Source organism: Streptomyces scabichelini, from assembly GCF_011045015.1.
Classification (GTDB): domain Bacteria; phylum Actinomycetota; class Actinomycetes; order Streptomycetales; family Streptomycetaceae; genus Streptomyces; species Streptomyces scabichelini.
The window spans coordinates 19,915-31,727 of the sequence record NZ_JAAKZY010000119.1; the positions used below are offsets into that span (position 1 = coordinate 19,915).

An 11,813-nucleotide genomic window follows, 5' to 3' on the forward strand; every position below is an offset into this window, starting at 1 on the left:
TTCTTCCGTTGCGGCTCCGGCCGTCTCAGCCGGCTGTCGGCGGGCACCGCGGTGCCCGAGGCCGCGCAGGGCCGGCCGTTGCCGGCGATCGCGTGAGCACGCTGATCCTCGCCCTGGTCGCCGGAGGGGCGGTCGGTCTGGCGCTCGGCGCGCTCGGCGGGGGTGGCAGCGTCCTGACCGTGCCCGCGCTGGTCTATCTGCTCGGCTTCTCACCGGCGGCCGCCACCACCGCCGGTCTCCTCATCGTCACCGCCACCTCCGCCACCGCCCTGTACTCCCATGCCCGGGCCGGCCACGTCCGGTGGAAGGCGGGCGCGCTGTTCGCCGCGGCCGGGCTCCTTCCGGCTGCCGGGGCCGGGGCGGCCGCGGCCCGCCTGCCGCAGACTCTGCTGACCGCCGCTTTCGCCGCCGTTGCCGCCGCCGCGGCCTTCAGGATGCTCCGACCCACCGTCGGCACGGCCGTGAGGGTGGCGGAAGGTGTGCGGCCGGGCAGGGCCGCCGGTGCCGGCGCGGGTCTGGGCGCACTGACCGGGCTGCTCGGGGTCGGCGGGGGCTTCCTCGCGGTTCCGGCGCTCGTCACGGTGCTGGCCTTCGAGATGCAGGCGGCCGTCGCCACCAGCCTGCTGGTCATCACGACCAACTCCTTGGCCTCGCTGACGATGCGCGGTGCCACCACCGCGGCTTTGAACTGGGCGGTGATCGCGCCGTTCACCGCGGGGGCGATCCTGGGTGCCTGGGACGGCAAACGCCTGGCCGGCAAGGTTTCCGGCCCGCTGCTGCAACGCGCCTTCGCGGTGCTGCTGTTGGCCGTGGCCGTGTTCATGCTCGCGGACGCCGTGACATGACGGGCTTCAGGCGAGCGACAGGAAGAGCTTCTCCAGACGGGCGCGCGTCTGCTCCCGGTCACCGTCGGCGGCCATGTCCGAGTCGGCCAGGCAGTGCTGCAGGCCGGTGGCGATGATCGCGAAACCCGCCTTGTCCAGCGCACGGGAGGCCGCCGCGAGCTGAGTGACCACCTCTTCGCAGTCCCGGCCGTCCTCGATCATCTTGATCACACCGGCGATCTGGCCCTGCGCCCTGCGCAGCCGGTTGACCACGGTCTTCAGCTCTTCGGCCGCCATCGCCAGTTCCACGAGTCAGTCACTCCTTCTACATACCCCTGTGGGTATTCTACCCGCAGGCAAACCCCGTGAAAGAAGAGGAAATTCCACGTGACCGCCACCGCTGTCCTCGCCCCGGAGCAGGCCCACGCCCGCCTGCACGAGCTGACCGTCATCGACGTCCGTACGCCCGGCGAGTACGCCTCCGGCCATCTGCCCGGCGCCCACAACATCCCCCTCGACCACCTCGACCAGGCGCTGTCCGCCCTGAAGGCCGCCGGCGACCGCGGTGACCTCCTCGTCGTGTGCGCCTCCGGCGCCCGCTCCGCCCAGGCCTGCGCGCGGCTCGCCGAGCAGGGCATCACCGCCGCCACCCTCACCGGCGGAACCAACGCCTGGACGCAGCTCGGCCACGACGTCCACCGGCCCTCCGGCGCCCGTGCCACCTGGGCCATGGAACGCCAGGTCCGTCTGGCCGCCGGTTCCCTCGTCCTGGCCGGGCTGGTCGCCGGACGGCGCAGGCCGGGCGCCCGCCTCCTGTCCGCGGGCATCGCCGGCGGCCTGGTCTTCTCCGCCGTCACCGACACCTGCGGCATGGCCCGCGTCCTCGCCAAGCTCCCCCACAACCGCCCTCGCGCCACCGATCTCGACGCCACGCTCGCCGCGCTGACTCAGCCACTGCGGGGTACCCGGAGTTCGTGACCCATGACGCCGACCTCGTGACGCATGACGCCGGCCTCGCCCCCGAGCCGCGCGGTCCCTTGTCCTCCGCCGTGCTGTCCATGCTCAGGCGGCAGCCGCCCGGCGAGGCGCTGCCGCTTGACGCGGTCCGGGATGCCGATCCGTACGGCGAGGATCTCCAGCTCGCGCTCTACGCCTGTTACGAGTTGCACTACCGCGGCTTCTCCGGGGTCGACCCCGGCTGGGAGTGGGATCCCGAGCTGCTGCGGCTGCGGGCCGCCATGGAGTTCGCCTTCCATGAGGCGCTGCGCGAGGAGGTGGCCGGCGGCGACAGCCGCGACGACCTCGAGCGCGAGCTGGACGCGCTGCTCGACGAGCCGCGCGACCCGCAGGGTGTGGCCCGGTATTTGAAGCAGGACGGGACCTGGGAACAGCTTCGCGAGTACTTCGTCCATCGCTCGGCGTACCAGCTCAAGGAGGCCGATCCGCAGGCATGGGTCATCCCGCGCCTGGAAGGCCGCGCCAAGGCCGCCCTCGTCGCCGTGGAGTACGACGAGTTCGGCGGAGGGCGCGCCGAACGCGTGCACGCCCGGCTGTTCGCCGACCTGATGGCCGACGCCGGCCTCGACCCCTCGTACGGTCACTACGTGGACGCCATCCCGGCGGTCACGCTCGCGACCGTGAACCTCATGTCGTACCTGGGCCTGCACCGCGCCCGGCGCGCTGCGCTGGTCGGCCACTTCGCGGCGGCGGAGATCACCACCGCCCCGGCCGCACGCAGCATGGTGGACGCCATCGACCGCCTGGGCGCGGGCCCGGACTGCCGGTTCTTCTACAGCGAGCACGTCGAGGCGGACGCCGTGCACGAACAGGTCCTGCGCCGCGATGTCATCGGCGGCCTTCTCGCCGCCGAGCCCGCCCTCCGCGGGGACGTGGTGTTCGGCATCCAGGCCACCGGACTGCTCGACGCCCGCGTGGAGCACCACCTGCTGGACTGCTGGCGCGACGGCAGGACGTCACTGCGTAAGTCCCGGTTGTAATCCGGGTTGTAAGTCGGGGTTGTCAGTCGAGGTTGTCAGTCCGGAGCTCTCACGGCGGGCGACGGCGTCGGTGGCTGGTGTCGCACCACGGGTACGTGCCGCTGAGCCCGCAGGAGCACAGCGCCACCACGAAACGGTCGGACACCACACGGCGGCCGTCGTCGAGGACGACCTCGACCGGCCCCTCGATCAGGATCGGGCCGTCCGGTACGACCACGACGCGCCGCGGTCGCTCAGGGCCGGCGCGGTTTGTCGGCACGGATCACCACCAGTTCCTCCGTGTCCTGTCCGGGGCCGATCAGCCCACGGGCGCGGAGTTCGGCCGCACGGGACCGCAGCACCGGACCGAAGGGGACCGTGGCGCGGTCGACCACCGCGGCCTTGAGTCCGGTGTCACGCAGTCGGGCGAGTGTCCATCCGGTGCCGCACAAGGACGAGTGCACCATGAGCAGCATGCCGCCGGGCGCCAGGCAGGGCGGGGCGGCGGCGCAGAGGCGGTCCACCAGTGCCCTGCCGTTGTCCCCGGCGTCCCAGGCCAGCGCCGGTCCCCTGCGCGGTGTCGACCGCCCGGGCGCCGGTACGTACGGCGGATTGGCCAGGACGACGTCGAACTCCTCGCCCGTGACGGGTCGCATCAGGTCGCCGCGGACCACCCGTACCGGCTGCCGCCGGACCGCCGCGTTGAGCCGGGCCGCCAGCACCGCCCGCGCGGAGACGTCCACCGCCGTCACCCGGCCCGCGCCCGCCTGTGCCGCGACCAGGGCCAGCGCACCCGTACCGGTGCCGACATCCAGCACTCTGGCACCGGGCCGCATCGCCGCGAGCCGCAGAGCCCTGGCGAGCAGCCAGGTGTCACCCTGCGGCGCGTAGACGCCGGGAGGTCGCAGCAGGAACACAGGGCACGGGTACCTCCGCACAGTGCCTCGAAAACCGGCACGCCTCCACGCGCCGGCTCCTCACACGGCTCATGTCGGCAGTGGCAACGGGCGCTTCCGGTCACCGCCCCCTGCCGGCCCCGCGTAGGGACTGCACGCGGTCGACGCACCACTCCTTGGCGGTTCGCGCGACCTGCTCCAGCGCGCCCGGCTCCTCGAACAGGTGGGTGGCGCCCGGCACCACGTGCAAGGAATGCGGGGCCCGCAGCCGTCGGGCCGCCTCCTCGTTCATCCGCAGCACCTCACGATCCTCACTGCCCACGATGAGCAGCACCGGTGCCGCCACGTGCTCCAGCGCCTCGCCCGCCAGATCGGGCCGGCCACCGCGCGAGATGACCGTCAGTACCCGCTCCGGCCGTTCCGCGGCGGCCACAAGGGCCGCGGCCGCTCCGGTACTGGCCCCGAACAGCGCCACCGGAAGTCCCCGCGCCTCCGGCTGTGCCTCCAGCCAGTCCATCGCCGCCACCAGGCGCCGCCCCAGCAAGGGGATGTCGAAGCGGTGTTCCGCCGTCAGCGCGTCCTGGCGGTCCTCCCGCTCGCTGAGCAGATCCATCAGCAAGGTGCCGAGCCCGGCCGTACGCAGCTCACCGGCCACCATCCGGTTCCGCGGACTGTGCCGAGAACTGCCGCTGCCGTGCGCGAACAACACCACCGCCCCGGCCTGCGGGGGCAGTACGAAATCTCCGGCCAGCGTCACCTCGTCGGCCGGCACCACAACCAACTGGGAGATCATCGGGATCATCTTCCTCCTCGGGCACGACGGCCCGCGGTTCGCCGTTCGACATGTCCAGATGTCCGGTTCCTCCCCACCGCGTACCCCTGGCGGCCTCGGCGAACATCCGGCGCCCTTAAGCGCCCGGGTTGCCCCTCCACTACTCCGCGGCCATGTCGGCGGGACCGCGGTAGCGAAGCAGCACCCCCGCCCCGTCGGCGAGCGGGACGCGGTCGGGGTCCACCACGACCAGTTCGGCTCCCGTACGGGCGGCGGCGTGCAGCAGGGCGGCGGCGGCCGGCTCCGCACGGCCGGACATCACCCCGAACACCTCCAACTCCTGGGCGGACAGGGCGATTTGGGAGGGCTCCACGCCCACCCACAGCCGCTCGGGAAGCCGTGGGGAGCGGGTGAGCAAGAGGGCGCGGGCCTGGCCGCGCTGCAGGGCCGTGACGACGGCGGTGACGCCCTCGGACTTCTGGCGATGCCTGGCCCGCTGGGCGAGGAAGGTGTCCACCTGGAGGCGGTCAGGGCCGCTCAGGCGCCCGTCCAGCGTGCGGGCCACTTCCGTCTCCGCCAGGGGTACGCCGGCGGCGGCATCGGCCGCTGCCTCCTGGCTGCTCTCGACGACCGTCACCCGGTTCCGCAGGTGGATGGGCAAGCGGTTGACCAGGACACCCGACAGCCAGGTGTCGCCCTCGTCCCGGCAGAGCACGACCGTCTCGGCCCGGTGGCGGTCGGCCAGTTCGTCCAGTTCCCGCGCTGTACCGGATGCCGTACGCGGCCACTCCTCCACCGGCATCAGCCGGTTCAGCCGACGTCCCGGCGCCACCCGGCTGACGGGCCACCGCCCGGTCTCGGCGACGACCGAGACGTAGTCCTCCGGGTTCCCCGGGTTCTCCGGGTCCGGGCCGTTGCCGCCTTCTCCGTCTCCGTCGGAGACACCTCGGGTGAGGGCAATGGCCAGGTACGGGATGTCCGGGGCGCGCTGCACCACCAGCGGCATGGTGTCAGGCAGGTCGCCGAACCGGGCCGTGTCGCGTACGGGCGGATCGGGCAGGTTCGCGACCAGGACGAGTTGTCCGTGCGCGGCGAACAGGGCCTGCCCGTACCGGCCGGGCAGATCACGGCCGGTACCCACCGCCGCGTCCAGGACGGAGACGGTGGCCGCGTCCGTTCCCTGTGCGCGCAGCTCGTCCCGCAGGTGGCGCCACCGCAGGTCGATGGCCTTGTCGGGCTCGCCGATGTCCCGGGAGGTGTCCAGGTAGACGCTTGCCCACGGGCCGGGCCGGGAGTAGAGCGGGTCCAGGAACGAGAGCTTCACCGTGGCTCCCTGAGCGGAGGTTCGGTGGCGGCGGTGCCGAGGGCAGCGAGCGTGGAGCCCGGTCGCTTACGCCTCTGTCGTGTACCCGCGGAAGCGCCCGCCATGCACCCGCGATGCCCTCTGGCAACGACAGCACCTCGCACTGCTCCCCCATTTCTCGGCCCCGGGTCTCGGCCCCCGGATACCCCGGGGCAGTGTGCGGCGGAGCGGCTGCTGGGTACTCGACGGGCCCGGACACGAGCCCGTACGACACGGCCGGCGACCCGCTTGCCGACGCCACGAGGAGGATTCATGGGCGTGCAGAGCCTGCCCGATCCCGTCATCAGCAGGGCACCCGCGCCACGGATCGAGCCGGCCGCGCTGGCGGCCGCCCTGCGCGAACGGGTCGACGGCGAGGTGCGGTTCGATGCGGGCAGCCGGGCCACGTACGCGACCGACGCCTCGAACTTCCGGCAGACGCCGATCGGTGTCGTCGTACCGCGTACGCCCGAGGCGGGAGCGGAAGCGGTGGCGGTGGCCCGGGAACACGGTGCTCCGGTGCTGTCCCGGGGCGGCGGCACGAGCCTGGCGGGCCAGTGCACCAACACCGCCGTGGTGCTGGACTGGTCGAAGTACTGCAACCGCGTAGAGTCCGTGGACGTCGATGCCCGCACCTGTGTCGTACAGCCCGGCATCGTGCTGGACGAGCTGAACCGGCAGCTCGCGGGCAGCGGCCTGCGCTACGGCCCGGAGCCCGCCACCCACGCGAACTGCACCATCGGCGGCATGATCGGCAACAACGCGTGCGGCGCCACCGCGCAGCAGCACGGCAAGGTCGTCGACAACATCGCCCGCCTGGAGGTGCTGCTCTACGACGGCACCCGTTTCTGGTGCGGCGAGACCAGTGACGAGGAGTTCGCGGAGATCGAGCGGAACGGTGACCTGCGGGCCGCCCTGTACCGGCGGTTGCGGGCCCTGCGCGACACGTACGCGGACGAGATCCGCCGACGCTACCCGGACATTCCCCGCCGGGTCTCGGGCTACAACCTGGACTCGCTGCTGCCCGAGCACGGCTTCGATGTGGCGGGACTGCTGGTGGGCAGCGAGTCGACGCTGGCCACCGTGTTGCGCGCCGAGCTGGAACTCGTGCCGGTGACGAAGGAGCGGACGCTGGTCGTGCTCGGATTCCGGAGCGTCGACAAGGCCGCCGACGCCGTGCCGGAGATCCTGCCGCACCAGCCGATGGCGCTGGAGGGCGTCGACTCGCGGCTGATCCGCGACGAGCAGCTCAAGCACCTCAACCCGAAGGCCATCGCCCAGCTGCCGGCGGGGCGCGCCTTCCTGATGGTGCAGTTCGGCGGGGAGACCCTCGACGAGTCCGACGCGCGGGCGCACCGGATGCTGAGCACGCTCCACGAGAGCGAGCACGACGCGGAGGTGGCGTTCCTGGACGACCCGGCCCGTGAGGAGGAGCTGTGGCAGGTCCGCGAAGCCGGTCTCGGCGCCACCGCGCACGTACCGCACCGTCCCGACACCTTCGAGGGCTGGGAGGACTCGGCGGTGCCGCCCGAGCGTCTTGGCGACTATCTGCGGCGGCTGCGCGGCCTGTTCGAGGAGTTCGGGTATCAGAGCGACACCGGGCCCAGCCTGTACGGCCACTTCGGTCACGGCTGTGTGCACACACGCATCCCCTTCGACCTCTACAACGCCGACGGCGTGGCGGCGTACCGCAGGTTCATGGAGCGGGCCGCCGACCTGGTCGCGGAGTTCGGCGGTTCCTTCTCCGGGGAGCACGGTGACGGGCAGAGCCGCGGTGAGCTGCTGCCGCGCATGTTCGGCACCGAGCTGGTCGAGGCGTTCGGCCGGCTCAAGGCGGCCTTCGATCCGGACGACCGGATGAATCCCGGCAAGGTGGTGGCGCCGTACCGACTGGACGAGAACCTGCGGCTGGGCGCCGACTGGGCTCCGTACGACCCGCAGGATCTGTACTTCCACTATCCGGACGACGGCGGTTCCTTCGCCGAGGCGGCCAACCGGTGCGTCGGGGTGGGCAAGTGCCGGCAGCTCACGAACAAGGGCGGCGCGGTGATGTGCCCGTCGTACCAGGTCACCTTGGAGGAGGAGCACTCCACGCGGGGACGGGCCCGGCTGCTGTTCGAGATGCTCGACGGTCACGGGGACAGCGCGGTACGGGACGGCTGGCGCTCGCAGGCGGTCCGGGACGCCCTCGACCTGTGTCTGGCCTGCAAGGGCTGCAAGTCCGACTGCCCGGCCGACGTGGACATGGCCACGTACAAGGCGGAGTTCCTGGCCCACCACTACGCGGGCCGGCCGTGGCGCCGACCGCGCTCGGACCTGTCCATGGGCTGGCTGCCGGCCGCGGCCCAGGCCGTCGGCCGACTGCGGCTCGGGCCGGCCGTCAACGCGCTCACCCACGCGCCCCTGCTGGCGCGAGCGGCCGTCGCCGTCGCGGGGGTCGAGAAGCGCGAGGTCCCGCTGTTCGCCGACGAGACGCTTCAGCAGTGGTACGCCCGCCGCGAGCCGCGGGGCGACGGGACACGCGGCACCGTCCTGCTGTGGCCGGACACCTTCACCAACTTCTTCCACCCGCACATCGGTCGGGCCGCGGTAGCGGTGATGGAGGACGCGGGCTGGCGTGTCGTCCTGCCCCCGGAGCCACTGTGCTGCGGTCTGACCTGGATCTCCACCGGTCAGCTCGCCACCGCCAAGCGCATCCTGACGCGGACCGTCCGGCATCTGGCCGAACATCTCCACGGCGGCGGCCTTGTGGTCGGCCTGGAGCCGAGCTGCACGGCGGTCTTCCGGTCCGACGCAGGCGAGCTCTTCCCCGGCGACCGTGACGTACGCAGGCTGCGCCGGCAGACGGTGACCCTCGCCGAGCTGCTCACCGAGCACAGCCCCGGCCACACGCCCGCGCAGGTGCCCGAACGCCAGGCGAAGGCGCTGGCCCAGGTGCACTGCCACCAGCACGCGGTGCTGGGCTGGGGCGCCGACCGGGAGCTGCTGGGCCGCGCGGGAGTCGACGCCGAGCATCTGGAGTCCGGCTGCTGCGGGCTGGCCGGCAACTTCGGCTTCGAGCGCGGTCATCTGGAGGTCAGCCGGGCCTGCGCGGAACGCGTCCTGCTGCCGCGGCTGCGCGAGGCCGACGCGGCGACCGTCGTGCTGGCCGACGGCTTCAGCTGCCGCACCCAGATCCACGAACTCGACAGCGGCGGCCACGAAGGCGTGCACATCGCGGAGTTGCTCGCCTCCGCGCTCCCGGACGCACCGGGCAGCGCCTACGGCGTCGCACCCGGCGCCCGGCCCGCTCCTCCGGGACGGCCGGCCAGGTCCGCCGCGCTCACCGTCGCCGGTATCGGCGCCGGTATCGCCGCCGGGGGCGCGGCTACGGGGCTGGCACGGTGGCTGCGGCGCCGGTGAGACAAGGGCGCCAGTACGGCAAGGGCGCCAGTACGGCAAGGGCGCCAGTACGGCTAGGTCGCCAGTGAGGCGGGCGTACGCCGTCGGGTGCGTACGCGCCGGTCATGTCACCGGCCAGGCACCCTTGTCCTGGTAGGCCGGGCACGGGCCGCCGTCCGGGACAGCGGCCGGGCGCCGGCCGCCGTCCGACCGCGTCAGGCGGCGGCGTGCACCAGCGCGTCCATCTCCGCGGCGGACAGTTCGGCGCTGAAGGCCGCGCTGCCGGGCTGGTGCCTGCGGCCGCCCCGGCCGAGGTAGCCGGCGTCCACCGGGTTGAAGCCGATGTCGCGGATCAGGCCCGCGACCACCGCCTTGGCCTCCTCGTCGTCGCCGGACAGGGGGATGGCAAGGCGGTGGGGGTCGCCCTTGGGACGGCCGCGGTCGCGCAGGTTCTCCCAGTGGATGGCGTTGAATGCCTTGATGAGATCGGCGCCTGTGAGAGCTCGCAGCTTCTCGCTGGAGGTGGTCCTGTCCTCGTCCAGGTCCGGGTCGTGGCCGTCCCGTTCCGGGTAGTAGTTGCAGGTGTCGACGACGACCTTGTCGCGCAGCTCCGCGACCGGCAGCTCGTCGATCCGCCCGTAGGGGATCGCGACGACGACCAGTTGTCCGAACCGGGCGGCTTCCTCCGCCGTGACGGCCCTGATCGGGCCGCTGATCCGCGAGACCAGGTCCTTCAGGGTCTCCGGGCCGCGCGAGTTCGCGATGGCCACCTCGTGGCCGATGCCGGCCAGGTGCGTGGCGAGTGTTGAGCCGACACGACCGGCTCCGATGATCCCGATGCGCATGGTGTTTCCCCTTGCCGGTGTCTGCGGGCGGTGGGACCTCGGGCGGTGCACCTCGGGCAGTGGGACCTCCCGCCATCCCCTGACGGAGTTTCCGGATAAGGGACGACGAAACGACCGCGGACGGCGACGGACGGTCCGTACGGGGCACGCCCGTTTGCGCCACTCAAGGTGACGAATTCGTCACTTTGAGTGTGAATGGTCAGCACCAGCCCCCTTGCGGGCGCACCGCACGACCCACCACAGGCAAGACGAACGGACGCATCATGCACGTGAAGCGCTGGGCCCCCGCGGCCCTCACCATCCTCGCCCTGTCCGGGATATCCGCCGCGCCCGCGATCGCCGACGAGAAGTCCGAACTCTCCACCATGGACTACGACTTCCTGCGCTCGGCGCACCAGGGCAACCTCGCCGAGATCGCCGCCGGGCAGGACGCCCAGCGAAACGCCACCACCGACTGTGTGAAGAAGGTGGCTGCCACCCTGGTGAGAGACCACACCCGCCTTGACCGGGACGGCAAGGCGCTGGCCGACAAACTGGGCGTCACCCTGCCCGGCACGCCCACCGCCGCCCAGCAGCAGGATCTCGCCGCGATCAAGGCCAAGGCCGGCACCGCCGAGTACGACAAGGCCTGGCTCAACGCACAGCAGGCAGCGCATGAGACGAAGCTGGCGCTCATCGACAAGGAGCTCGCCTCGGGCTCGAACACCGAGGTCAAGGCCGCGGCGCGGGCCGCCCGCCCTGTGGTGGTCATGCATCTGCTGATGGTGCGGGGAGGCACGTGCCGTGCGGAGTCGGCTCCCGCGGCCGTGCACGCCGGTTCCGGTGGGCAGGTCGCCGCCGCGGCCGACCGGGAGGCCATGTTCGGTGTGGCCGCGCTGGGTGCCGGTGGGGTTCTCATGGTCATCGGCTGGCGTATGGCCGTCGCGCGCCGGCGCTCCACGGACGAGCGCTGAACGGACATGCCCGCGTCACCACCGCGAACCGGCCGGCGCCGGGACGACTCCTGGCCTGCGCCGGTCTCACGGCAGCGGTGACCGGCTACCTGCTTCTCGCCGCCTCTCCGGCACCGACGAACATCGGCGAGGTGCCGGAGCCGGGGCGGACGACCGTCGCTCGGCCCGGGTCGGATCCGGCGGCACCGCCGCGGCCCGCCGGAGGATCGCCGCCGGTCGCCCTTTCCATAGCCGGCCATCTGACCGGGGTCCCGGTGGAAGCGGTGGCCGCCGACGCGCGGGGCGCGCTCGCCGTGCCCCAGTCGCCGCACCGTCTCGGCTGGTGGGCGCTGGGCGCCGCTGCGGGTGCACCCGGCGGCACCTTGCTGCTGGCCGGACATCTCGACACGGTGGACGAGGGTGTCGGGGTGTTCGAGAGTCTCCATGAGGTGCGGCCGGGCACCCGTGCGGAAGTCCTCGCCGCCGACGGCACCCGGCACCGCTATGTGATCGTCGCGCGGCGTATGTACCGTCAGGCGTCGCTGCCGAAGAACCTGTTCACGAGTGGCGGCACTGCCCGACTCGCACTCGTCACGTGCGGCGGCCGGTTCACCCCGGAGAGCGGACGCTATGAGGAGAACCTGGTGCTGTACGGCGTACCCAGGGACTGACCGGCAGCGGACCGACCGACAGCGGTACGACGCCCGCGACACGGGGCGGCCAAGGCGAGGTCGCGGATCAGCGACCACCGGCCACCAGCCACCAGCCACCAGCCACCAGCCACCAGCCACCAGCCACGGATCCTCTGCCATCCTGGCCTGGTGCAGAACCCGAGCCCCGTCACC

Annotated in this window: 12 protein-coding genes; 6 read left to right on the forward strand and 6 right to left on the reverse strand. The window is 72.5% G+C overall.

Annotation, left to right across the window (positions count from 1 at the left end):
* The first annotated feature begins 92 nt into the window (after positions 1-92).
* On the forward strand, positions 93-845 hold the full coding sequence (locus G5C60_RS30880; protein ID WP_165264290.1) for a TSUP family transporter: 753 nt from the start codon (positions 93-95) through the stop codon (positions 843-845).
* A gap of 6 nt (positions 846-851) precedes the next feature.
* Here the strand turns inward: G5C60_RS30880 and G5C60_RS30885 are convergent, their stop codons facing one another.
* The gene (locus G5C60_RS30885) at positions 852-1,133 is read right to left on the reverse strand and encodes a metal-sensing transcriptional repressor (protein WP_165264291.1); all 282 of its coding nucleotides are present in this window, start codon (positions 1,131-1,133) and stop codon (positions 852-854) included.
* Between the two features lie 78 nt (positions 1,134-1,211).
* Here G5C60_RS30885 and G5C60_RS30890 point away from each other — a divergent pair, with 78 nt between their 5' ends.
* On the forward strand, positions 1,212-1,802 hold the full coding sequence (locus G5C60_RS30890) for a rhodanese-like domain-containing protein (RefSeq protein ID WP_165264292.1): 591 nt from the start codon (positions 1,212-1,214) through the stop codon (positions 1,800-1,802).
* An 80-nt stretch (positions 1,803-1,882) separates the two neighbouring features.
* Positions 1,883-2,821: an iron-containing redox enzyme family protein gene (locus G5C60_RS30895; protein WP_165264305.1), complete on the forward strand. Its 939-nt coding sequence runs from the start codon at positions 1,883-1,885 to the stop codon at positions 2,819-2,821.
* A 49-nt stretch (positions 2,822-2,870) separates the two neighbouring features.
* On the opposite strand, the gene G5C60_RS30900 is transcribed toward G5C60_RS30895, so the two are convergent.
* The 4 genes from G5C60_RS30900 to G5C60_RS30915 form a co-directional block, all read right to left on the reverse strand.
* A complete protein-coding gene (locus tag G5C60_RS30900; RefSeq protein ID WP_165264293.1) occupies positions 2,871-3,080 on the reverse strand; it encodes a CDGSH iron-sulfur domain-containing protein in 210 nt (69 codons plus the stop codon).
* Entirely contained in the window at positions 3,055-3,717 is a 663-nt protein-coding gene (locus tag G5C60_RS30905; RefSeq protein ID WP_165264294.1) for a HemK2/MTQ2 family protein methyltransferase, read from the reverse strand. The genes G5C60_RS30900 and G5C60_RS30905 overlap by 26 nt, the downstream gene beginning before the upstream one ends.
* 100 nt (positions 3,718-3,817) lie before the next feature.
* The gene (locus G5C60_RS30910) at positions 3,818-4,489 is read right to left on the reverse strand and encodes a dienelactone hydrolase family protein (protein WP_165264306.1); all 672 of its coding nucleotides are present in this window, start codon (positions 4,487-4,489) and stop codon (positions 3,818-3,820) included.
* A 139-nt stretch (positions 4,490-4,628) separates the two neighbouring features.
* On the reverse strand, positions 4,629-5,792 hold the full coding sequence (locus G5C60_RS30915; RefSeq protein ID WP_165264295.1) for a baeRF2 domain-containing protein: 1,164 nt from the start codon (positions 5,790-5,792) through the stop codon (positions 4,629-4,631).
* 291 nt (positions 5,793-6,083) lie between these two features.
* Here G5C60_RS30915 and G5C60_RS30920 point away from each other — a divergent pair, with 291 nt between their 5' ends.
* Positions 6,084-9,212 carry an FAD-binding and (Fe-S)-binding domain-containing protein gene (locus tag G5C60_RS30920; RefSeq protein WP_165264296.1) on the forward strand — a complete coding sequence of 1,043 codons (3,129 nt, stop codon included), beginning with the start codon at positions 6,084-6,086 and terminating at the stop codon, positions 9,210-9,212.
* A gap of 194 nt (positions 9,213-9,406) precedes the next feature.
* Here G5C60_RS30920 and G5C60_RS30925 read toward each other — a convergent pair whose 3' ends face one another.
* Positions 9,407-10,036: an NADPH-dependent F420 reductase gene (locus tag G5C60_RS30925; RefSeq protein WP_165264297.1), complete on the reverse strand. Its 630-nt coding sequence runs from the start codon at positions 10,034-10,036 to the stop codon at positions 9,407-9,409.
* 263 nt (positions 10,037-10,299) lie between these two features.
* Between G5C60_RS30925 and G5C60_RS30930 the strand changes: the two genes are divergently transcribed.
* Positions 10,300-10,989, forward strand: coding sequence for a DUF4142 domain-containing protein (locus G5C60_RS30930; RefSeq protein ID WP_165264298.1), 690 nt, complete (start codon positions 10,300-10,302; stop codon positions 10,987-10,989).
* 77 nt (positions 10,990-11,066) lie between these two features.
* The gene (locus G5C60_RS52415; RefSeq protein WP_165264299.1) at positions 11,067-11,639 is read left to right on the forward strand and encodes a sortase domain-containing protein; all 573 of its coding nucleotides are present in this window, start codon (positions 11,067-11,069) and stop codon (positions 11,637-11,639) included.
* Positions 11,640-11,813: the final 174 nt, after the last annotated feature.

Excerpts from the sequence above, each read along its gene's own strand:
- G5C60_RS30895 (WP_165264305.1), top strand. The coding sequence starts at position 1,883 with ATGCTCAGGCGGCAGCCGCCCGGCGAGGCGCTGCCGCTTGACGCGGTC.
- G5C60_RS30910 (WP_165264306.1), bottom strand. The coding sequence starts at position 4,489 with ATGATCTCCCAGTTGGTTGTGGTGCCGGCCGACGAGGTGACGCTGGCC.
- G5C60_RS30920 (WP_165264296.1), top strand. The coding sequence starts at position 6,084 with ATGGGCGTGCAGAGCCTGCCCGATCCCGTCATCAGCAGGGCACCCGCG.
- G5C60_RS30925 (WP_165264297.1), bottom strand. The coding sequence starts at position 10,036 with ATGCGCATCGGGATCATCGGAGCCGGTCGTGTCGGCTCAACACTCGCC.
- G5C60_RS30930 (WP_165264298.1), top strand. The coding sequence starts at position 10,300 with ATGCACGTGAAGCGCTGGGCCCCCGCGGCCCTCACCATCCTCGCCCTG.